Raw genomic sequence first — 21,387 nt, forward strand, 5'->3', positions numbered from 1 at the left:
GGTGCTGGGATGGGGGCGCCGGGCGCCCAGTGCGCCCGGCAACGTGGGTGCGGCACTCAGGCCGCTTCCGCTTCCCCTTCCGGTGCGTCCCGATGGGTCAGCTCGTAGGCGTGGCGGATCTGCATGGGGATGCGGCCCCTGTCCGGCACGGTGTAGCCGTTGGCCCGCGCCCACGCCCTGATCAACTGGTTCTGCTCCCGCTCGCTGAGGACGGCCGGAGCGTCCTGGCGGGCAGGCTCCGGCAGCGGGTCGCCACCCTTCAACACCCCTGCCCGCACAGCGGCCTTGAACGCTCCGGGCACGGTGGCGTCCATGCAGGGCAGGCCGCGTTCCCGCGCGTCCCGAAGCTTGCTGTTGTTCCGCTCCGCACCCTTGCCACAGATGATCAACACAGTGCGCTCATCGGCACGGCCAACCACCCCATAGCCCAGGTTCCGCACTGCCTCTCGTGCGTCGTCCCAGTCATAGCCGTCGATCTCCCCGGAGATGAGCACAGACGACTGAGACTCAGCCTCCACCTCCACCGGCTCAACAGGCTCAGGAACGCTCTCAGCATCCGCCTCGCTGGCGTCCATGGCGTCAGCCAGCCACTCCCCGAAACGCTCAGCATGAGCAGCGCACAAATCCCAAGAACGGTCACCGAGGCTCAGCACGTCGCACGCCTCGGTTTCTCCGCCATCCTTCGCGTGGCACGCGTCGCATACGGTGCGCTCTTCGAACGTGATGACCTGAACCGTCTTGAGCACGGGTTCCCCCTCGGTGGATTAGTGGAGTGAGCAGGAAGCCAACCGGAGGAGAGCTCTCACGGAGCTATACATCCCGCCTCGGTGGCGTCTTCTGAAACTCCTCTAATCCTGCCGCAAAGGCAAAGACCATCAACCCCAAACAGATAACGTTTCGATTACTTTGAATCCCTCACGATGCACTCAATGTGTTTACGAAGAGTAATGGATGGAGTCATCTGTGCAGGTCAGGAGCCTGTGTGGACAGCGGGGGTAATACCTTCATTGAATTGAATGAGGACCGCCGGGGGCGGGTTCCTTCCATCATGTACGGGTTTCTAATTCTCAGGGAATCGCGATTGTTGGCGCCATGGAGGCCATCGTTGATGCCCTCGGAGGCCGAGAGTGGCAGTTTGTGTGTCCTTCCGGGGCGAAATCCGTTAAGTACGTCACTCTTTGGGGGCTCGGTGTCCCAGAAACTCGAATGGGACACGTATAGGAGTCTCAGCACCACAGTTTCCGCTACGCAGTGCCCATGGCCGCGGCCTGAGCCAGCATCGACAGAGCGTGAGAGTTACCGCACCTGGGCCAAGGGCTCTCAGGAACGAAGAAAGGGCCCCTGCCGGTCGGCAGGGGCCCAGTCATCGGCGGTGCGTCAGGCAGCAGGCCATTCCACAGCGGCCTTGACGATTCCCTTCGTCGGCTTGGACTCATCGAACGTCGAATCCGCCTTCTGGGTGTCCAGCTCCGGGTACCGCACAATCTTCCCGCCGTACAGGTGGAGGGTGTCGATGTAGTCGGCCCGGTACTTCTCCGACTGGCCTTCGCGGAAGCCAGTGAACTGGCTTGCGTAGGTGGCGAACTCGGAGTGCCCGGCGACGATGTCCACGCCGGTCGGCATGGCCGTGGTGCTGGCGACCGTGAAGCCCGCCAGGCGGGCCACGACGCCGTTGGCTGTGACGCCACCTTCGCCGTAGGCGCCCGCGTTGGCGATGGCGGGATGTTCCACGAGGTAGCGCTTCACCTTGGGTGAGACGACGACGTACCGGCCGCCAGGGATGTCGTTGTCGTCCAGGGCAAGCATCATGTCCAGGATCGCACTGTAGAACGCCTGTGCAGCGTTCTGCGCTGTCACCTTGATGGCTGGGAGGGCCGTGGCGCCCTTCGCGATGATGTCACCCATGAAGGTGTCGGCCTCTCGGGCGAGAGCGCGGATCATCTGCTGATTGATCGGGGAGTCAAGGCCCCCTGCAAGCTGGGTGCGCTCCGCGTCTTCGACCAAGACCTGTAGATATTTCGCCTCGGTGATCGGAAGCTTCTGATCAACAGTTTCCGGCCGCTGGGCCGTCATGCCCTCGGGCAACTTATAGTCGCCAATCGAGGGGCGCAGGAGCGAGTTGATGTGGACAACATCGCCCTTCTGCCTGATTTCGCCCTCGTACTTCCGGTTGGAAACAAGCGTGGCAGCCCAGACAAGCAGCGGATCAAACTGAACCAGTAGGTCAGCGTCCCACCTCTCCGGGACAAAGGTGTGAGAAGACTGGTTCTGATAGGCAAAGGCCATAGGCGTACTCCTTGGTCTTATCGCTTGCGTGCGTCAAGAGATACAGGGGAAGATGTGTAACTGGACCGGTGGTAGCCCAGACCCTCAAGCTGCGGAAACTTCGGTTCCTTCTCGCCTGCGAAGGGTGTAAGTATCTTCTCAATGATGTCCGCCCGAGGCTGACCGTCCTCTCCCATCATCTTGGAGAAGTCCAGGAAGTCCGTTATTCCTTCCGGAAGCTTGATGCCATCTTCCGCTGCTCTGGCACGCAGCTCGGCTGTCACGAGTCGTTCGCTGAATTCCTGCTGAATCTCGGCCCGGATGGCTTCGATGCCAATCGGGCCTTCCTGGGCCGAGCCATCCTGCACTGCACCAGAAACCACCTGGGATTCCAATGTCGGTTCCTCATTGAGAATCTGTTCGTCGCTCATCGCGACACCTCCTAAGAATCTACTAAACGAACTAATCAGCTATAGGGGCCGCTTAGAGGCGGCCCTTTACCTCACAAGAGGACAACGTAACAGCAGATCGGCCCCCACCCCCGAACAATTAACTTTCGGAGGCAGGGGCCGACCTGCACATTGCCTCCTGCTGCTCACAGGGAGGTGTCCGCACAGACCCATTCGGCAGATTCGCAACCTGCCTGGACTTGGTATCGGCCCGGACTCACGTCCGCGTCAGAGGCTCACCGCCCAGTGAGCATGACTCCAAGGGAAGAGCTCCCTCACTAGTAAGGAAAAACGGACGCGGCCCTGTGACATGCGTCTACGCGCCCATGGCGAAGGAGGTCATGGGCCGCATGCGACCGCGCGTACATGCTGGCTCGGAGGTCCACCAGGGCCGAGCCGAGCCGATCACTGCCATGGAGCGGCCCGAGGTCCGGCCGGTTTCCGGTCCTCCTCTTGGCTCCCTGGTGTCGGAGAACCACAAGGCCACGGCCCTCCGGTCCTCCGGTGTCGAATACGCAATGTCGGCATGCACATTCTTGGCGGCATCCCGGAACGGAGGGTTCTCTGGAGGCGCCACAAAGTTGAGCACATCCTCTAGATAGGCCCCGGCGCGCCATGCGACGTCGAGAGCATCTTCCCGCACTTGCCTTACAACTCCCTCCCGCTTCCGCTCTCGGGACATGGCCCGGTTACGGTTCTGCCGTTTAAGGGCACATTGAGGATGGTCAGGATTGGTCGCGGGGTTGCGTCCACCCCTCCCTATCGGGCGAAAGTAAGTCCACGTTTCGCGACATGATCCGCAGATCAGCTCCACGGGCTTCGCAGCTATAGAGGCCAATTCATCCCCTCTAGAAAAAGAAAAGCCCCCGAGTCACCTCAGGAGCTTCACAAACAAAGAAACTATGGAATGTCAGTCATGCAAGGATTCAGTCTGCTGTCTGTTCGTCCAACCACTTTTCAAGGTCACTCGGTCGGCAGCGGAGAGCTTGACCTACCTTGCGAAACGGAATCTTCTCCCGCTGCCAGTTGCTGTAGACCCATGACCGAGGCTTGTTCAGGTATTCGGCAACCTCGCTCACGGTCATCAACTTGTTGCCCATATCCCCCACTTGACGTCATCGCTGGGCGACTGTTCCGCCCGTTGCTGTCCGGCCCTGTCTCCAGAGGAACCATGAGTCATGAGGGCGTGTCAAGCTATAACGACATGGCCTCACGTTGTGCTACCGTCGTGCCGTGGCACACGAGACGACACAGCAGGTAGGGCCGTGGCATGTCCGGGCCGTCTGGGGTGAGGGGCCGTTCCCTGCGGAACTGCACATCACCACAGATGACGCGGAGGCAGCGGCGCACGGGATCACCCAGACAGTGCTGCGGGAAGTGCAGCTCAACCGGCAAGAGGCGTTCGCTGGGCACCGCCTCCAGGCCGTCGAAGCGGCGGACCGCGTGGCCGATGCCGTGATGGCACTCAACGCCCACAGCACCGGGGCGAAGGGGTCGCTGTCTGAGGACTACTTCAGGGCGCTGGCGGAGGCGTACTCAGCCTGCCGTGCCGTCTTCATGCGCCACCCCGTCAAGTACCTGGCAGAGGAGACAGGGAGGAACACAGGGACCATCCGCAACCACCTGACCAAGGCCCGAAAGCTCGGGTTCCTGGAAGGGGACTGAGCAAGGCCGCAGAGACGAGACAAGGAGCAGTAACGCCAGTGGCGAAGCGCGGAAATGGGCTCGGGGCGACTCCAGTGGAGATCCCGCGCAAGGGGAGGCCCAACACCTGGGGCGTACGCACGCCCCGCCACACCAACAAAGCAACCGGCGAGAAAGGATACCGCTACTGGATAGGCCGCGAGTACAAGAACAAGACCGAAGCGGAAAGAGCGCTGCGCAAGTGGATGACCGACCACGAAGCGGGCGATATCGCTCCCCGGTCGGACATGACCATGAGCCAGCTCATGGACTCGTGGCTGTACAAGCACCGGGGCGAGGACACCACCAAGGAAGGCTACGAGCCGAAGATCCGGCTGCACATCAAGCCACACATAGGAAAGGAGAAGGTCGCGGAGGTGACGGACGACCGGCTGGACGAGCTGTACCGGCTGTTAGAGAACACTCCCATCGAGGCCAACGGGAACCAGCCGCTCGGGCCAAAGAGCGTGCGCCACGTGCACAACATCCTGTCGGCCGCATTCGACTCGGTCACCGGGCCGAACAAGCTACTCAAGGTCAACCCCGCCCACACGGCCAGCCCACCCACGGAGCGGCAGATCAAGGCTGCTGAGCCGGACTTCCCGACGCTCAACGACCAGGAGACGGCGCACTTCCTCAGCGAGATATGGAAGCCGTGCGGCAAGCGGGCCTGTGACGGCGGCCTGACTCACCACTGTCTTCGGGACGCCCCCTTGTGGACCGCCTACGCGGCAACCTCCTGTCGCCGCAGCGAAGTCCTGGGCTGGAAGTGGTCACTCATCCGCTGGGAACAGTGCGCCATCGAACTTGCCTGGGTCGTGGTCGAAGAGGGCAACACCTACCGCCTGCGCAAGCTCACCAAGGACGGAGACGACAACGCGATCATCTACGTAGACCAAGCCCTGATGAACGTCCTCAAGCGGCAGAAGGAACGCCAGGACGCGGAGCGGGGACGGCTCGGGGATCTCTGGGTGGACCACGACCTTGTGTTCGCCCGCGACGGCTTCAAGCTCCACAAGGGGCGCCAGGCCGGAGGGCCCCAGGATCCCGAGAAGGTGTCCGCGCGCTGGCGGACGGCCCGGAACCGTCTGCACCTGCCGGAGAACTTCCGGCTGCACGACTGGCGGGCGAGCAAGATCACCAATGATCTGGACGCCCACGAGAACCCGGTAGAGGTCTCGGCCAACGCCCGGCATCACTCGCCGGGCTACACGATGGCACGGTATGGCAGGCGCCGCGCCGAAGGAGCCAAGAAGCTGGCCGCCTCCAGTGCGAGCCGGATCGGCCTGTCTGCCCTGGTCTAAGGGCAAGATCGCTAGGCCGTGGGTCACGCAGTGGGTCACGCCAGCGCCCAGAAATGAAGAAAGCCCCTGGTGAGGGGCTGTTCTTGCTGGTGTCCGAGGGGGGACTTGAACCCCCACGCCCGATAAAGGGCACTAGCACCTCAAGCTAGCGCGTCTGCCATTCCGCCACCCGGACGAGGTGTGCTCCGCGGGTCTCCCCGCGGCGACATGGGTAACGATACCAAGGTTTTGGAGTGCGTTTCACCTGCGTATCCGTCCGGTTCGCGGCATAAGGGCGGTCTATGGGCGCAGGGGTCCGTCCGCCGCGGGTCTGGGGCGCGCCGCTCAGTCAGGCATCAGGTGGTAGTCGGGGAAGTTCCCCGGCAGCCGCTCCCCGGCCGGGCCCTGCGTGACGGCGCGGACCAGCAGTTCCCCGCCGACGAACGCGCCGCGCCACGACGCGCCGAAGCCGCCGAACAGTTCCTCGCGGTCGCCGCGCGAGCGCGGCGCGCCGTGGCCGACCTTGAAGGCGCGGATCTGCGGGGCCAGCCGCCGGTACGTCGCCTCGTCGTCACAGGACAGCGTGGCGACCAGGGCGCCGTTGCTGGCGTTCATCGCGGCCAGCAGCTCCGCCTCGGTGTCCACCAGCACGATGGAGTCCACGGGACCGAACGGTTCGGCGTGGTGCAGGGGCGAGGTGGAGGGCGGGTTGAGGAGCGTGACGGGCGCTACGTACGCGGACAGGTCCTGGCCGGGGAGGAAGGGGCCCGTGGCCAGGTCGCCCCTGTGCAGGGGGACGGCGCCCCGGTCCACCGCCTCGGCCACCTGGTCGGTCAGCTCCTTGGCCTTGGCGGCGTTGATCAGCGGGCCGAAGTCCAGCTCGGGGAGGGGGTCGGCCGGGTCCTCGACGGCGAGCGGGTGGCCGACCCGTACGGACCGCACGGCCGGGAGGTACGCCGTCAGAAAGGCGTCGAAGGCGGAGCGCTGGACGACGAACCGCGGGTAGGCGGTGCAGCGCTGCTTTCCGTAGTCGAATGTCCTGCGGATCCGCGCGGCCAGGGTGTCCCAGTCGGTGTGGTTCCACACGCCCCAGGCGTTCAGGCCCTCCTGTTCGAGGATGTGCCGCTTGCCGAGGTCGGCCACGGCCGTGGCCACCCGGGCGCCGGTGTCGCGGCCGCCGACGAAGGAGACGCAGCCGATCTCGGGCGCGCGGACCAGGGCCTCGGACAGATCGCCGCCGCTGCCGCTGACCAGGGTCAGCGGCAGCCCCTCGCGGGCGGCGAGCGCGGCCGCGAGGGTGAGGCAGGCGACGCCGCCGTCGGTCGGGGTCTTGGCGATCACCGCGTTGCCGGCCAGGGCCTGCACCAGCATGGCGTGGACCAGGACGCTCATCGGGTAGTTCCAGCTCGCGATGTTGCTGACCGGGCCGGGCAGCGGGGTCCGGCCCGCGACCATGCGGTCGATCTCCGCCACGTACCAGCGGACGCCGCCGATGGCGCGGTCCACGTCGGCCTGGGCCGCCCGCCAGGGCTTGCCGATCTCCCAGACGAGGAGGAGGGCGAGGAGTTCGCGGTGCTCGGTGAGGGCGTCGAGCGCGGCGGCGACCCGGGCCTTGCGCTCGGGAAGAGCGGTGTGCCGCCACGCGCGGTGCTGGTCGAGGGAGGCGCGTACGGCGGCGTGCGCGGCGTCCGCGTCCAGGCGCGGCGGGCCGGCGATCGGGGTGCCGTCCACGGGGGTGGTGGCCGGAAGGGCGCGGCCGTCGGCGTGCCAGCGGCCGGCCCACAGGTTGAGCACGCGGTCGTCGCGGAACGCCTCGGGCGCGGCGGCGAGGCCGCGCCGCCAGGCGTCGGCCCAGGCGGTACCGGGCTTGAGGGTGAGGGTGGTTGCCATCTGCTGTCTCCGCTCTCGTTGCACGGGCAAGGCGGGAAGGTGGCGCTCGTACAGGGGACGGTAGTGGGACCGCCGCCGGGTCGGCCGGGATTCCGGTTCACGTATGGCCCACATCACGTCCGTCCGCCGTGCAGGACAATGGGACGGCCGTACGCCATCCGTACGGGCCATACGCCATCCGTACAGACAGGGACCGGGAACTGATCGATATGGGACGGGTCACCGAGCGGCGCCGCGTCATCCGCGTCCGGGACGGGGCGGTGGACACGCGCCCGGACACCCTGGTCGCCGAGGAACCCCTGGAGATCCGGCTGAACGGCAGGCCGCTGGCGATCACCATGCGCACCCCCGGCGACGACTTCGCGCTGGCCGCCGGGTTCCTGGTCAGCGAGGGCGTCCTGGGACGGGCCGACGAACTGGCGAACATCGTGTACTGCGCGGGCGCGACCGACGACGGCCGCAACACGTACAACGTGGTGGACGTGCGGCTGGCGCCCGGCGTCTGCGTCCCCGACATCACGCTGGAGCGCAACGTCTACACCACCTCGTCCTGCGGGCTGTGCGGCAAGGCGAGTCTGGACGCGGTGCGGACCACGGCGCGCTGGCCGGTGGGCGACGACGTGGGGGCGCCGGTCCGGGTCACGTCGAAGACGCTGTCCGCGCTCCCGGACCGGCTCCGCGCCGCGCAGCGGGTCTTCGACCGGACCGGGGGGCTGCACGCGGCCGCGCTGTTCACTCCGGACGGCGAACTCCTCGACGCGGCCGAGGACGTGGGGCGGCACAACGCGGTCGACAAGCTGGTCGGGCGCGCCCTCCAGCAGGGGCGGCTGCCGCTGTCGGGCGCCGTGCTGCTGGTGTCCGGCCGGGCCTCGTTCGAGCTGGCGCAGAAGGCGGTCATGGCCGGGGTCCCGGTCCTGGCGGCGGTCTCCGCCCCGTCCTCGCTGGCGGTGGACCTGGCCGCCGAGACCGGGCTGACGCTGGTCGGCTTCCTGCGCGGTTCCGCCATGAACGTGTACGCGGGGAGCCACCGGGTCGTCCTGCCCGCGGCCGGGAGCGACTGACCCGGGCGGCCGTGGGCGGACACCCGGCGCCCGGCTCGGCATCGGCTCCGAGGGGCGGCCCGCGCCAGCTCCGCGTCAGCTCTCCGGGGCGCAGTCCGCCTCCGGGTCGGCGATACGGGTCAGCAGGTCGATGAGTTGGGCGCGTTCCTCCGCGGTGAGCGGGGCGGTCAGCTCCTCGTTCGCCTCGTCGCCCAGCTGCTGGGTACGGCGCAGTCGCCGCTTTCCGGCCGCGGAGATCGCGATGGCGTTCTTGCGCCGGTCGGCGGGGTCGGGGCCGCGCGTGACCAGCCCCTCGGCCACCAGGTCCGTGACGATCCCGACCATGTCCTTGGGGTCGATCCGCAGGCTGCGCCCCAGGGCCGCCTGAGAGACGGGCCCGAGTTCGGCGACGGCGGACAGCACCGCGTGGTGCATCATCCGCATGCCCTCGCGGGCCAGCGCCTCGGCGACGAGCCGGTGGCCGCGGGCGGCGGCGCGGCCGAGCAGCCAGCTGGGCAGGGCGCGGATCCGGGCGGGGGCGAAGGGAGTTTCGGCCATGCGCCCACTCTACCCGGGAAACCATTGGACTCCCCAACGATCGAGGGGTTAACGTTGGGGCACCCAACGATTCCCGTCGGGTGTTTCCGCGTTTTCTGGAGGTGCTGTGCGCCGCGTCCGGTTCCATTCGTACGGAGGTCCCGAGGTGCTCCGGGTCGAGGAGGCCGAGCCACCGGTGCCCGAGGCCGGGCAGTTGCTGGTCCGTACCGAAGCCATCGGAGTGACCCTGCCGATGGTGCGGAAGGTACGCGACGGCGGGCAGCCGCTGCCGGGAGTACTGAGCGGCGAGGTGGCGGGCGAGGTGGTCGCGCTGGGCCCGGAGGTGACCGGCTTCGCGCTCGGCGACCGGGTCACCGCCCTGTGCTTCCGCGACGCCTACGCCGAACAGGCCGTCGTCGCGGCCGCGATGGCCAGCCCGGTGCCGGACGGTGCCAGCGCCGTCGACGCGGTGGCCCTGGTGCGCGGCGGGCTGGTGGCACTCGGCGCGTATGCCGCTGCCCGCCCCGAGCCCGGGGAGTCGGTCCTGGTCACGGCCGCCGCGAGCGGCGTCGGGCACCTGGCCGTGCAGCTGGCGAAGGCGCGCGGCGCCGCCCGCGTCGTCGCCGCCGCGAGCTCCCCGGCCAAGGCGGAGTTCCTGCGCGGGCTGGGCGCCGACGAGGTGGTCAGCTACGACGACGAGACGTGGGGCGAGCCGGTGGACATCGTGCTGGACGCGGTCGGCGGCGAGCTGCTGCCCCGCGCGGTCGCCGCCCTCGCCCCCGGCGGCCGGCTGGTCGCGTACAGCTCGGGCGGCGGCACGCTCTCCGCGTACGACCTGCTGGTGGGCGGCAAGAGCGCCATCGGTTTCCAGATGGCGCGGATCGCGGCGCAGCGGCCGGAGCTGGTGGAACGGTGGCGGCAGGAGCTGTGGGACCTGCACGCCCGGGGCCGGCTGCGGGCCGCCGTGCACACGCGCCTGCCGCTCGCCGACGCCGCCGAGGCCCACGGGATCATCGAAGCCCGCGCCAACCTCGGCAAGGTCGTGCTGATCCCGTGAGCCGACGTCAGCCGGCGTCTCCCCTGGGCGGCGAGCCCGCCCACTCCCCCAACCGGCCCATTTCTATGGAAATGTGACGCACGGTCCTTGTGGGGTAGCGCGGTGGGCGGGAGACTTCTGAGCAGCGCACTCGGGACGTGGGATGTCTTGATGTCCATATGCCTTTGAAGGGTCGGTCGGACATGACGTCAGATCTTCGTGCTCGCTCCAGAAGACCGTGGTGGCGCCGCGCGGGGGCGTTACTCACCGCCGCGGGGCTCGCCCTCCTCCCGATCCCGGTACGGGCCGTGGACGCATCCGAGGCGGCGTCCGCGGCCCGTGCGGATTTCGAGCAGCAGGTGCTCTTCAAGTCTTCCCAGGAACAGGGGTATTCCTGCTTCCGCATCCCGGCGATCGTGAAATCCACCAACGGCACGCTGCTGGCGTTCGCCGAGGGCCGGGTGGACAACTGCGGAGACGCCGGGGACATCGATCTGGTCCTCAAGCGCTCCACCGACGGCGGCCGCACCTGGGGCCCGCTCCAGGTCATCGACGACGGCGGGGGCGACACCCATGGCAACCCGGCTCCCATCGTGGACACCCGTACCGGCCGGATCGTGCTGGCCAGCACGTACAACACCGGGCGGGACGACGCCGCGAGCTGCGACGTGCCCTGTGACCGCAGCCCGCACTTCCAGTTCAGCGACGACGACGGACGCACCTGGTCGAAGCCGCGCGACCTGAGCGACTCGATCATGCCGGCGCACTGGAACTCCTGGTACGCCACCGGGCCGGTGCACGGCATCCAGCTCAACCACGGCAGGTACAAGGGCCGGCTGGTGTTCAGCGTCAACACCGAGACCTTCGACGGCGCCCGGGTGACGCACAACCACGCCGGTCTCGTCTACAGCGACGACGGCGGCGAGCACTGGCGGATCGGGGCGGTCGGCAGCTACCCGGTCGCCACCGACGGCACGTTCCCCCAGAAGCCGTCGGAGATGACGCTGGTGGAGCGCGCGGACGGAGCCGTGTACGTCAGCGGACGGGAGCAGGACGGCACCGGCCTCGGCCACCGCGACTACGCCGTCAGCCGGGACGGCGGCGCCACCTTCGCCGCGCCGTTCCGCACGATCCCCGATCTGTACACACCGCAGGTCCAGGGCTCGGTGCTGCGGCTGCGCAGCGAGGAGCGGGACGGCTACAGCCGGCTGCTGTTCGCCGCCCCCGCCGACCCCGACCGGCGCCGCACCATGATGATCCGCTCCTCCTGGGACGAGGCCGGCACCTGGGACACCGTCGACCGGGGCAAGGTGGTGACCAACGACTGGTCCGGCTACTCGGACATGGTCGCCGTCTCGCGCGACGAGGTCGGCCTGCTGTACGAGGGCGGGACCGTCGACGCCCGCGACGAGATCCGCTTCGCGCGCTTCACCGAGGACTGGCTCGGTCCGCGCCGGGGCCCCGACCCCACCACCCGGGACCTGGCGCCGGGGTCCCGCCCCGCCACCGTGGTCGGCGGGGCGCGCGAGACGGAGGGCCGGTTCGGCTCGGCGCTGGCCTTCGACGGCGTGAACGACGCCGTACGGCTGCCGTACCGGACCGCGCTCCCACTGGGCACCAGGGACTTCACCGTCAGCCTGTGGTTCCGCTACAACGCCTCCTCCGGCCAGCATCCCTTCCTGTGGATGGGCGGTATCGGCAACCGGCAGCCACAGATCTGGCTGCGCGGCGAGCCGGGAAGCAACCGGATCCGCGCCCTGATCACCACGGTGACCGGCACCGCCGCCCCGCGCACCGCCTCGGTCAGCACCACCGGGGCGTACAACGACGGGCAGTGGCACCACGCGGCGCTGGTGCGGACCGGCGGGCGGCTGTCGATCAGCGTGGACGGCGGCCCGGCCGCCTCGGTCCTCGACGTGCCCGGCACGGTCAGCCGGACCTCCCCGTTCGGCGTCCACCTTGGCCAGGCCCTCGACAGCCGGTCGCACGCCGCGGGCGCGCTGGACGAGGTGCGGGTGTACGGGCGCGCGCTGACCGACACCGAGCTGCGGCACGTCCGCGAGTTCAACGCGCCGCTGGACGACCTGTACAGCGGCGTCGTCCTGCGGCTGCCGCTGGACAAGGTGCGGCGCGCCGGGGACTGAGCCCGGCGCACCGCTGGGCCCCGAGCCCCCGGCTCAGGTCCTGCCCGCGGTCCGGGACGGCACCGGGCCGCCGGGCGGGGCCGGTGCCCCCGCCGCCTGTGCCGCGAACCTCTTGGCGAGCACCGCGCACACCATCAGCTGCATCTGGTGGAAGAGCATCAGCGGCAGCACCGCCAGGCTCGCGCCGGCCCCGAACAGCACACTGGCCATCGGCAGCCCGGCGGCCAGGCTCTTCTTCGACCCGGCGAAGACGATGGCGATCCGGTCGGCGCGGTCGAAGCCCAGCCGCCGCGACCCGTACGAGGTCAGGGACAGCATCACGGCCAGCAGCACCGCCTCCACCCCGAGCAGCGCCAGCAGCCGGAGACCGGAGACCTGGTGCCAGACGCCGGCCGCCATGCCCTCGCTGAACGCGGCGTAGACGACCAGCAGTATGGAACCGCGGTCCACATAGCCCAAGGGCCCGCGGTGGCGGGTGACGAACGGTCCGATCCAGCGCCGCAGCAGCTGTCCGGCCAGGAAGGGCGCCAGCAGCTGGCACGCGATCCGCACCATGGAGTCCGCGGAGAACCCGCCGCCGTCCTTCCCCAGCAGCAGGGCGGCGAGCAGCGGGGTGAGGACGATCCCGGCCAGGCTGGAGAACGACCCCGCGCAGATCGCCGCCGCGACGTTGCCCCGCGCGAGGGAGGTGAAGGCGATCGAGGACTGGATGGTGGACGGCACCAGGCACAGGAACAGCAGGCCCGTGTACAGCGGCTGGGTCAGCACATACGGGACCAGCCCCCGGGCCGCCAGCCCCAGGGCCGGGAAGACCGCGAAGGTGCAGGCCAGCACGGTCAGGTGGAGCCGCCAGTGGCGCAGCCCGTCCAGCGCCTCGCGGGTGGAGAGCCGGGCGCCGTAGAGGAAGAACAGGAACGCCACCGCGGCGGTCGCGGCCCCCTCGGCGACGGAGGCGGCGGCGCCCTTGGCGGGCAGGAGCGCGGCCAGCCCGACGGTGCCGAGCAGCGCGAGGATGTAGCCGTCCACGGGCAGCCAGGAGGGTATCGGGAGCTTGACGCTACGCATGCCACCAGCCTGCCGCGCCCGAGGATCATGGGGAATCCCGCTCACCGCACTCACTGCCATCACGCATCGCGATGAGCGCGCCTAGACTGGCGCTGTGTTCGACCCGGTCCAGCTGCGCACCTTCCTCGCCGTCGCCCAGACCCTGAGCTTCACGCAGGCCGCCCACCGGCTGGGCCTGCGGCAGTCCACGGTGAGCCAGCAGGTCCGCAGGCTGGAGGCCGCGGCCGGGCGCCAGCTGTTCGCCCGTGACACGCACGGTGTGGAGCTGACCGAGGACGGCGAGGCCATGCTCGGCTTCGCCCGGACCATCCTGGAGGCGAACGAGCGGGCGGCGAGCTGGTTCGCCGGGACCCGGCTGCGCGGGCGGCTGCGCTTCGGCGCCTCCGAGGACTTCGTCCTGACCCGGCTGCCGGAGCTCCTGGAGGGCTTCCGCCGCGACCACCCCGAGGTCGACCTGGAGCTGACGGTGGAGCTGTCGGGAATCCTCCATCAGCGGCTGGGGCAGCTGGACCTCGTACTCGCCAAGCGGTCCGCGGAGCGGCCGCAGGGGCGGCTGGTGTGGCGCGACAAGCTGGTGTGGATCGGCGGGGAGCGGCTGCGGATCGACCCGGACCGGCCGCTGCCCCTGATCGTCTTCCCGCCGCCGGCGCTCACCCGGGCCCGCGCCCTGGAGGTGCTGGAGCGGCATGGCCGCCCCTGGCGCATCGCCTGCACCAGCGGCAGCCTCAACGGCCTGGTCGCGGCGGCCCGCGCGGGGCTCGGGGTGATGGCCCACACCCGCGGCCTGATCCCGCCGGGCCTGGTCCGGGTGCCGGAGCGGGCCGGGCTGCCGGATCTGGGCCCGGTGGACTTCGTCCTGCTGCACGGTGAGCGCGGCGGCCGGGACGCCGCCGGGGCCCAGGCGGCGGAGGCACTGGCCGCCGCGATCCTCGCCAGCGGCGACCGGCTCCAGCGGCCGCTGGGTGGCTGAGTCGCGCCCTGGAAGCCCCCACCCCCGGACGGGGGTAACCTCCGCGGCTGAAAACCGATGGAACATGTGCCGTATCCGAAGGGATTACGTGAAGAAACAGGACGCACAGGGCCGCGCCGGCGGGCGCCGGATGCCCGGCGTTCCCCGGAGTAACCCGGTTTACCCGACTGGCCTGGGCATATGCCGTCCGTCCAGGGCACGGGCGACCCCTCCCGCGGCCGTCCGCTATCAGGTACGGTCTCGGCCCTGTGCGGAAGCGCTTCGAGGAGCACGTCATTGCGCGAGATCACCGTCCCCCCGTTGGCGACGGCCCCCCTGGTCGGCGGACTGGCGGACGCCGTCTACGACCACGCGGCGGATGACCCGGACCGGGTCGTGCTCGCCCGCAAGACGGCGGACGGCCGCTGGGAGGATGTGACATCAGGCCAGTTCCGCGACGAGGTGCTGGCGCTGGCCAAGGGCCTGCTGGCCCAGGGCATCCGGTTCGGCGACCGCGTCGCGATCATGTCCCGTACCCGGTACGAGTGGACGCTGTTCGACTTCGCGATCTGGTCCATCGGCGCCCAGACCGTCCCGGTGTACCCCACCGCCTCCGCCGAGCAGGTCTACTGGGCACTGTACGACGCGAACGTCGCCGCGTGCGTGGTGGAGCACGAGGACCACGCCATGACCGTCGGGTCGGTCGTCGACCGGCTGCCGCGGCTGACGAGCCTGTGGCAGCTGGACGCGGGCGCGCTGCCCGCCCTCCTCGCCTCCGGCCGCCGGATCGAGACCGACGTGGTGGACCGGCACAGGATGGCCCTGACCCCCGACGCGCCCGCGACGATCATCTACACCTCGGGCACCACGGGCCGCCCCAAGGGCTGCGTGATCACGCACGCCGCCCTGATGGCCGAGTGCGACAACGTCGTCGCCCGCTACGAGCACGTGTTCCACACCAAGCCGGGCGACGAGGCGGCGACGCTGCTGTTTCTGCCGCTGGCGCACGTCTTCGGCCGCATGGTGCAGGTCGCCGCCGTCCGCGGCCGGGTCAAGCTCGCCCACCAGCCCAATCTCAGCGCCACCGCGCTCCTTCCGGACCTGCGGAGCTTCAGGCCCACGTTCATCCTGGCGGTCCCGTACATCTTCGAGAAGGTCTTCGCGGCGGCCCGGCGGAAGGCCGAGGCGGAGGGCAAGGCGGGGCCGTTCGACAAGGCGGTGGACGTCGCGGTGCGGTACGCGGAGGCACAGGAGGCCAAGGCGTTCGGCACCGGCCCCGGCCCGTCCGCCGCGCTCCGCGTCCAGCACCAGCTCTTCGACAAGCTCGTCTACAGCAAGGTGCGCGAGGCGATGGGCGGCCGGGTCCGGCACGCGTTCTCCGGCGGCTCCGCCATGGACCGGCGGCTCGGGCTGTTCTTCGCGGGCGCGGGCGTCACGATCTACGAGGGCTACGGCCTGACCGAGTCCACCGCCGCCGCGACCGGCAACCCGCCGGAGCGGACCCGGTTCGGAACGGTGGGCGTCCCGATCCCCGGCACCACCGTGCACATCGCCGACGACGGCGAGGTCTGGCTGCGCGGCGACCAGCTCTTCACCGGCTACCTCGGCGACCCCAAGGCCACCGACGCGGTGCTGCGGGACGGCTGGCTGGCCACCGGCGACCTGGGCGCGCTGGACGAGGACGGCTATCTGACCATCACCGGGCGGAAGAAGGAGGTCCTGGTCACCTCCGGCGGCAAGACCGTCTCCCCGGTGCCGCTGGAGGACCGCGTACGCTCCCACCCGATGGTCGCCCAGTGCGTCGTGGTCGGCAACGACCGCCCGTTCGTCGCCGCCCTGGTGACCCTGGACCCGGAAGCGGTCGAGCACTGGCTGCGGATGCGGGACAAGCCGGACATGCCGCCCGCCGAACTGGTCCGGGACCCCGATCTGGAGACCGAGATCCGGCGGGCCGTCGTCGCCGCCAACACCCTCGTCTCGCAGGCCGAGTCAATCCGTACGTTCCGGATCCTGGCCGCCCAGTTCACCGAGGAGCAGGGCCTGCTGACGCCGTCGCTGAAGCTGAAGCGGAAGGCGATCGAGAAGGCGTACACGGCCGAGGTCGAGGCGCTCTACCGGCCGTGAGCCGCGCGGGACCGGCCGTGAGCCGCCGCGCGGGAATGCGGCGGGCCCGTCGAGCGTTGATCGTGGAGATATCCGTACCCCCCACGACGTAAGGACGACCGCTCGTGAGCAAGGTCCCCTTCATCACCCTCAACAACGGCGTCAGGATGCCGCAGCTCGGCTTCGGTGTCTTCCAGGTGCCCGACGACGAGGCGGCCGCCGCGGTCGGCACCGCCCTGGAGGCCGGGTACCGCAGCATCGACACCGCGGCGGTGTACGAGAACGAGAAGGGCACGGGCCAGGCGATCGCCGCGTCCGGCATCGCGCGGGACGAGCTGTTCGTGACCACCAAGCTCTGGAACAGCGAGCACGGTTACGACACCGCGCTCCGCGCCTTCGACACCTCGCTCGGCAAGCTCGGCCTGGACTACGTGGACCTGTACCTGATCCACTGGCCGGTGCCCTCCCGCGACGCCTACGTGGACACCTGGAAGGCGTTGGAGAAGATCTACGCCGACGGCCGCGCCAAGGCGATCGGCGTCTCCAACTTCCACCCCGCGCACCTCGAGCGGCTGCTGGCCGAGACCTCCATCGTGCCGGTCCTGGACCAGGTCGAGCTGCACCCGCAGCTCCAGCAGGCCGAGATACGCACGGTCAATGCCCGGCACAACATCGTCACCGAGGCATGGTCCCCGCTGGGCCAGGGCAAGGGCCTGCTGGACAGCCCGGTGCTGGCCGCCATCGGCCACAAGCACGGCAGGACGCCCGCCCAGGTCGTGCTGCGCTGGCACCTCCAGCTGGGCAACGTCGTCATCCCCAAGTCCGTGACACCGTCGCGGATCCGGGAGAACATCGACGTCTTCGGATTCGAGCTGGAGGACGACGACCTGGCGGCGATCGCCGCGCTGGACTCCGGCAACCGGCTGGGGCCGGACCCGGAAACGTTCGACATGGCCTGAGCGGCCCGAGGGCCCTACGGCCGCACAGCGGTGTGCACGGTCTGCGCGCTCAGCAGGAACACATCCGGGCGCCGCAGGAGCCCCGCCTCGTCGTCCGGGTCCAAGAGCCGGCCGAGCGTGGCGAGGTCCTCCGCATCCAGCCGGTCCCCGAGTACCTCGTGGAACCTGGTGAGTTCGGCGTGCAGATGGGCGCGGACCCGCGCGTCGGCCGGGGCCGGCAGATCGAGCAGGAACGTGCGGCTGCGCACGTTCACCAGACCCGCCGCGCCGAGCATGGCGGGCCAGTCCTCGACGGTCTCCACGGTCTCGGGCAGCGCGCCGCGCATCGCGGTGAACCAGTCCTCCGTGACGGCGTCGAGCCGTGCTTCGAGGCCGGGCCTGCCGATGCCGAGGTCGCGGGGCAGCCGCCGGGTGGGCAGCCCGCCCTCGGCGACGGCGAGCAGGCCGCCGGGGCGCAGCCGTTCGGCCAGGCCCGCGAGGGCGGCCCGCTGGTCGCCCAGGTGGTGCAGCGTCTTGCTGGTCCAGATCAGCTCCGCGGTCCCGGCCCCGCAGAGCCCGCCGGGCAACTCGGCGGTGTGGGTGCGCACCCGGTAGCCGATGCCGAGGCGCAGGGCGCGGGCGCGGGCCCGCCGCAGCAGGGCGTCCTCGCCGTCCACGGCCAGCACCTCGGCGGCGGGGAAGGCCTGGGCCAGCTGGCAGGCGGCGACGCCCGGTCCGCTGCCCACGTCCCACACCTGGCTGATCGCGGCGGCCCGTTCGGGGCCCAGCAGGTCGTCCCGCAGCCAGGCGACGGCCTGGTCGACGAGCGGGGCGTTGATCTCGGCGCCCTGTTCCAGCAGCGGGCCGAGTTCGTCCCAGTCCATCTGCGTGTGGTCATGGTCGTGGTGATGGGCCATCAGAGGTCCTTCCGCCGTGCGTCCGGTTGCCTCTGAGGGTCGCCCCGCCGGAGCAAGGAGCGCAAAGTTCGTTGCTACTTCGGCAACGCGGCCTGCGCGGTCTCCTCCACGCGGCGGGCCAGTGCGAAGTCGAGCTCGGTGATCTTGCCGCCGACGCTGTGGGTGTTCACCGAGACGGTGACGGTGTGGTAGCCGAGCAGCACATCGGAGTGGTGGTTCAGCTCCTCCTGGATCCGGGCGATCCGGCCGACCAGGTCCGCCGCCGCCAGATGGCTGTCCAAGGCGTACGTACGGCTGAGCCGGTCGTCCTCCGCCGTCCAGCCCGGAAGGTCCTCCAGACGCTGCTCGATCTCCGTCTGCGAGAGCGGCTCGACTGCCATCGTGTGGTCACCCCTTCGTCCATTTCGGCCGGTTGCCGATCCGCACCAGCCTGCCACGTGGTCGGCGCCACCGCGCGCGAACGGCGACACGCGTTCGGTTACCGTCGGGGCATGACGACTGCCACGGTCGCCCCCGGTGTGGGCGCGCTGCTGCGGGAATGGCGGGGCCGGCGCCGGATCAGCCAGCTGGAGCTGGCGCTGCGCGCGGATTCCTCGGCCCGCCACATCAGCTTCATCGAGACCGGCCGGTCCCGGCCGAGCCAGGAGATGGTCCTGAAGCTGGCGGACCATCTGGACGTCCCCGTACGGGAGCGCAACGCGCTGCTGATCGCGGCCGGTTACGCGCCCCGCTTCCCGGAGACCGCCTTGGACGCGCCGGCGATGGGCACGCTGCGCGCGGGCATGGAGCGGCTGCTGACGGGCTATGAGCCGTATCCGGCGCTCGTCGTGGACGGCACGTACACCGTCATCGCGGCCAACCGGGGGATCGGGCTGATCCTGGACGGCGTCGCGGACCATCTGCTGCGGCAGCCGATGAACGCGATGCGCGTCACCCTGCATCCGGAGGGCATCGCGCCGCGCATCCGCAACCTGCGCCAGTGGCGCGGCCATCTGCTGGACCAGATGGAACGGCAGCTGGCGCTCATGCGGTCGGCGCCGCTGCGCGCGTTGTACGAGGAGGTCAGCGCGTATCCGCTGCCGGAGCGCGGCGCGGACGAGGGCGGGGCGGTCTCCGGTGGGGAGCACGCGCCGTTCGCGCTGCCGATGATGATCGAGCACGACGGGCGGGTGCTGTCGTTCATCTCGACGATCGCCACCTTCAACACGCCGATGGATGTCACCGTCTCCGAGCTGGCCATCGAGACCCTCCTGCCGGCGGACCCGGAGACGGCGGCGTACCTTCAGGCGGCGCGGCCCGCCGTCACGCCGTAGCGGGCAGCCGGTCCAGGAAGCCCAGGACCGTGCGGATCCGGCCGTCCTCGGCCAGGGTGATGACATCGGATCCCGCGACCGGCGCGGAACCGTCGGCACCGGACACCAGCTCCCAGGTGAAGCGGGCCGTGTCGTGGTGGCCGTCCACGGTCCCGGTGTGCCGGAACTCGAAGCCGGGGAACTGCTCGTGGACACCGGCGATGACGGCGGCCAGTTGCTCGTGGCCCTGGACGTCGGCGAGCGGGTCGGTGTAGCTGCCGCTCTCGGTCCAGGCGGCGGCCACGGCCTTGGCGAGGCGCTCGGGGTCGGTGGCGTTCCACGCCTCGAAGTAGCGGGCGACGGCGGCGGCGTAACGCTTCATGGCGGTGGTCTCCTCTGGCGAAGGCGGTGGTCAGGGGCGGGTTCCGGACCGGAGTGCGCCGGCCCGGAACCCGATGCCTCCACCCTGCCGCCGATGACGGCGGGGGTCGATTACGCCTGAGGTAATGGTGAACCAGCCACGCGCGGCACTGCTGCGCAGGTCACAGAGCCGGGCGAGACGCTCACCCGGCTCCAGGGAGCCATACTGGGAGCCACGCGCGCTCCGTCAGTCGCTTCCGCCCGTCTTGAAGATCTCATCCATAGCCTCTGCGCCCTCCGTGATCGCCGGACGCAACTGCTTGCGATAGACCGTCTCCGTCGTGGCGCTGCCACTGTGGCCGACAACGCGCGCGATGACCTCGATCGGGACCCGGTGATCCGACAGCAGAGACACGAAGCTGGTCCGCAGTTCCCTTGATGTCCACTCTTCTGGGTTCTCAAATCCAGCTGCTCTCAGCAGCGACCTGAAGTTGCGCAACACGTTGGTCGAGCTGCGCTGTTCGCTGGTTTCACTCGGGAAGACCAGACCACTGACAGGGTGCCCCAACACCCGCTCTTGCTGCCGCTTGTACTCCTTCATCACGTCAACCACTTGATGGGGCATAACGAGGGAGCGCCGACTCTTCCGCGTCTTGGTGTCGCCATGCCGGCGCACGGACCGCCACACATCGACATGCGGCCTTATGTCCTCAGTTTCAAGGAGGTGAACATGCGACCAGGTGAGCGCACGAGCCTCTTCGGTGCGAACACCAACCAAGAGAGCCAGCACCACATAGGCGTGAATCCATGTCCCCTGCTTGACTCTGAGCACTGCCTTCGCTTGCTCCAGAGTCAGGGACTTACTCGGGCGCCCTGGCTGCCCCTCGGGGCGCTCCACCAATTCGGCCACGTTGCGGGTGACTTTTCCCCGGCGCTGGGCATGAGCGATCGATCGGCGCAGGATCGACAGCACCCTTTTCAGTGACTCGTCAGAAAGCACTTTTGCCTTGACCTCAAGCCACTCGTCCAGGTCGTCTGCCTCCAGGTCTCGCAGCTTGGCGCTTCCGAGATCCGGCGTGATGTGGTTGTTGGCCAGGCTACGGTAAGTCTTGATACTCCCGACGTCCCGCCCCTTGAACCCTTGGGCGAACCAGTCCTGCACTGCCCGCGATACGAGATAGTTGGCGGGCGCCTTTACACCCGATTCCAATTCTTTCTTCAGTTCCTTGAGTTTTCCACGGACCTCGGTCTTTGTCTTGCCAGATACCTTAGGCCGCCTCCGCTTGCCAGCAGGGGTGTAGCCGAGCGACACAGCCCCTACATAGCGGTTCTTTGACTTGTCCCAGTAAATCGAGTCTTCTCCGTTGGCTGATTTACGAGAATGCTGGGGTGCCTCGCTCATGACGTTGCGCTCGCCTTTCAACAGCGGGAGCCGC

General features: G+C 69.3%; 20 protein-coding genes and 1 tRNA gene. 9 read left to right on the plus strand and 12 right to left on the minus strand.

Translation table 11 applies throughout. The features are described from left to right. Positions 1 to 56: 56 nt before the first annotated feature. From ACQUSR_RS05605 to ACQUSR_RS05620, 4 genes are all read right to left on the minus strand, one after another. Entirely contained in the window at positions 57 to 746 is a 690-nt protein-coding gene (locus tag ACQUSR_RS05605; RefSeq protein WP_431041413.1) for an Lsr2 family DNA-binding protein, read from the minus strand. Positions 747 to 1,377: 631 nt separating this feature from the next. Beyond that, the gene (locus ACQUSR_RS05610; RefSeq protein ID WP_431041414.1) at positions 1,378 to 2,286 is read right to left on the minus strand and encodes a hypothetical protein; all 909 of its coding nucleotides are present in this window, start codon (positions 2,284 to 2,286) and stop codon (positions 1,378 to 1,380) included. Positions 2,287 to 2,303: 17 nt separating this feature from the next. Further along, on the minus strand, positions 2,304 to 2,696 hold the full coding sequence (locus tag ACQUSR_RS05615; protein ID WP_431041415.1) for a hypothetical protein: 393 nt from the start codon (positions 2,694 to 2,696) through the stop codon (positions 2,304 to 2,306). Positions 2,697 to 3,640: 944 nt separating this feature from the next. Next, positions 3,641 to 3,814 (minus strand): helix-turn-helix domain-containing protein, encoded by a 174-nt coding sequence (locus tag ACQUSR_RS05620; RefSeq protein ID WP_431041416.1) that lies wholly within the window; start codon positions 3,812 to 3,814, stop codon positions 3,641 to 3,643. 133 nt (positions 3,815 to 3,947) lie between these two features. Between ACQUSR_RS05620 and ACQUSR_RS05625 the strand changes: the two genes are divergently transcribed. Beyond that, complete coding sequence (locus ACQUSR_RS05625; RefSeq protein ID WP_431041417.1) at positions 3,948 to 4,379, plus strand: hypothetical protein; 432 nt, start codon at positions 3,948 to 3,950, stop codon at positions 4,377 to 4,379. A 38-nt stretch (positions 4,380 to 4,417) separates the two neighbouring features. Then, positions 4,418 to 5,701 carry a tyrosine-type recombinase/integrase gene (locus ACQUSR_RS05630; protein ID WP_431041419.1) on the plus strand — a complete coding sequence of 428 codons (1,284 nt, stop codon included), beginning with the start codon at positions 4,418 to 4,420 and terminating at the stop codon, positions 5,699 to 5,701. Positions 5,702 to 5,788: 87 nt separating this feature from the next. Here the strand turns inward: ACQUSR_RS05630 and ACQUSR_RS05635 are convergent. Continuing rightward, positions 5,789 to 5,876, minus strand: a tRNA-Leu gene (locus ACQUSR_RS05635). Positions 5,877 to 6,025: 149 nt separating this feature from the next. Next, positions 6,026 to 7,570 carry an aldehyde dehydrogenase family protein gene (locus tag ACQUSR_RS05640; protein ID WP_431041420.1) on the minus strand — a complete coding sequence of 515 codons (1,545 nt, stop codon included), beginning with the start codon at positions 7,568 to 7,570 and terminating at the stop codon, positions 6,026 to 6,028. 209 nt (positions 7,571 to 7,779) lie between these two features. On the opposite strand from ACQUSR_RS05640, the gene fdhD reads away from it, so the two are divergent. Further along, positions 7,780 to 8,631, plus strand: a complete 852-nt coding sequence (gene fdhD / locus ACQUSR_RS05645; protein ID WP_431041421.1) for a formate dehydrogenase accessory sulfurtransferase FdhD — start codon at positions 7,780 to 7,782, stop codon at positions 8,629 to 8,631. 75 nt (positions 8,632 to 8,706) lie between these two features. Here the strand turns inward: fdhD and ACQUSR_RS05650 are convergent, their stop codons facing one another. After that, positions 8,707 to 9,168: a MarR family winged helix-turn-helix transcriptional regulator gene (locus ACQUSR_RS05650; protein WP_431041422.1), complete on the minus strand. Its 462-nt coding sequence runs from the start codon at positions 9,166 to 9,168 to the stop codon at positions 8,707 to 8,709. Between the two features lie 106 nt (positions 9,169 to 9,274). Here ACQUSR_RS05650 and ACQUSR_RS05655 point away from each other — a divergent pair, with 106 nt between their 5' ends. Together ACQUSR_RS05655 and ACQUSR_RS05660 are read left to right on the plus strand one after the other, a co-directional pair. Continuing rightward, complete coding sequence (locus ACQUSR_RS05655; protein ID WP_431041423.1) at positions 9,275 to 10,204, plus strand: quinone oxidoreductase family protein; 930 nt, start codon at positions 9,275 to 9,277, stop codon at positions 10,202 to 10,204. A gap of 182 nt (positions 10,205 to 10,386) precedes the next feature. Next, positions 10,387 to 12,327, plus strand: coding sequence for an exo-alpha-sialidase (locus ACQUSR_RS05660; RefSeq protein WP_431041424.1), 1,941 nt, complete (start codon positions 10,387 to 10,389; stop codon positions 12,325 to 12,327). A 33-nt stretch (positions 12,328 to 12,360) separates the two neighbouring features. Here ACQUSR_RS05660 and ACQUSR_RS05665 read toward each other — a convergent pair whose 3' ends face one another. After that, the gene (locus ACQUSR_RS05665; protein ID WP_431041425.1) at positions 12,361 to 13,392 is read right to left on the minus strand and encodes a bile acid:sodium symporter family protein; all 1,032 of its coding nucleotides are present in this window, start codon (positions 13,390 to 13,392) and stop codon (positions 12,361 to 12,363) included. Positions 13,393 to 13,486: 94 nt separating this feature from the next. Between ACQUSR_RS05665 and ACQUSR_RS05670 the strand changes: the two genes are divergently transcribed. The 3 genes from ACQUSR_RS05670 to ACQUSR_RS05680 all read left to right on the plus strand — a co-directional run bounded on the left by ACQUSR_RS05670 (position 13,487) and on the right by ACQUSR_RS05680 (position 17,403). Further along, positions 13,487 to 14,362, plus strand: a complete 876-nt coding sequence (locus ACQUSR_RS05670; RefSeq protein ID WP_431041426.1) for a LysR substrate-binding domain-containing protein — start codon at positions 13,487 to 13,489, stop codon at positions 14,360 to 14,362. 276 nt (positions 14,363 to 14,638) lie between these two features. Continuing rightward, positions 14,639 to 16,465, plus strand: coding sequence for an AMP-dependent synthetase/ligase (locus ACQUSR_RS05675; RefSeq protein WP_431041427.1), 1,827 nt, complete (start codon positions 14,639 to 14,641; stop codon positions 16,463 to 16,465). A 104-nt stretch (positions 16,466 to 16,569) separates the two neighbouring features. Then, on the plus strand, positions 16,570 to 17,403 hold the full coding sequence (locus ACQUSR_RS05680; protein WP_431041428.1) for an aldo/keto reductase: 834 nt from the start codon (positions 16,570 to 16,572) through the stop codon (positions 17,401 to 17,403). Positions 17,404 to 17,417: 14 nt separating this feature from the next. On the opposite strand, the gene ACQUSR_RS05685 is transcribed toward ACQUSR_RS05680, so the two are convergent. Both ACQUSR_RS05685 and ACQUSR_RS05690 read right to left on the minus strand, forming a co-directional pair. Continuing rightward, positions 17,418 to 18,299, minus strand: coding sequence for a class I SAM-dependent methyltransferase (locus ACQUSR_RS05685; protein WP_431041429.1), 882 nt, complete (start codon positions 18,297 to 18,299; stop codon positions 17,418 to 17,420). Between the two features lie 74 nt (positions 18,300 to 18,373). Continuing rightward, positions 18,374 to 18,679 carry a 4a-hydroxytetrahydrobiopterin dehydratase gene (locus ACQUSR_RS05690; RefSeq protein ID WP_431041430.1) on the minus strand — a complete coding sequence of 102 codons (306 nt, stop codon included), beginning with the start codon at positions 18,677 to 18,679 and terminating at the stop codon, positions 18,374 to 18,376. A 111-nt stretch (positions 18,680 to 18,790) separates the two neighbouring features. Between ACQUSR_RS05690 and ACQUSR_RS05695 the strand changes: the two genes are divergently transcribed. Continuing rightward, complete coding sequence (locus tag ACQUSR_RS05695; protein WP_431041431.1) at positions 18,791 to 19,612, plus strand: helix-turn-helix domain-containing protein; 822 nt, start codon at positions 18,791 to 18,793, stop codon at positions 19,610 to 19,612. Here the strand turns inward: ACQUSR_RS05695 and ACQUSR_RS05700 are convergent. Both ACQUSR_RS05700 and ACQUSR_RS05705 read right to left on the minus strand, forming a co-directional pair. After that, positions 19,602 to 19,973: a nuclear transport factor 2 family protein gene (locus ACQUSR_RS05700; RefSeq protein ID WP_431041432.1), complete on the minus strand. Its 372-nt coding sequence runs from the start codon at positions 19,971 to 19,973 to the stop codon at positions 19,602 to 19,604. The genes ACQUSR_RS05695 and ACQUSR_RS05700 overlap by 11 nt on opposite strands. A 225-nt stretch (positions 19,974 to 20,198) precedes the next feature. After that, entirely contained in the window at positions 20,199 to 21,353 is a 1,155-nt protein-coding gene (locus ACQUSR_RS05705) for a tyrosine-type recombinase/integrase (protein ID WP_431041433.1), read from the minus strand. Positions 21,354 to 21,387 lie beyond the last annotated feature (34 nt).

Origin of the sequence: Streptomyces sp. P1-3, from assembly GCF_050613155.1 — a bacterium.
GTDB lineage: Bacteria > Actinomycetota > Actinomycetes > Streptomycetales > Streptomycetaceae > Streptomyces.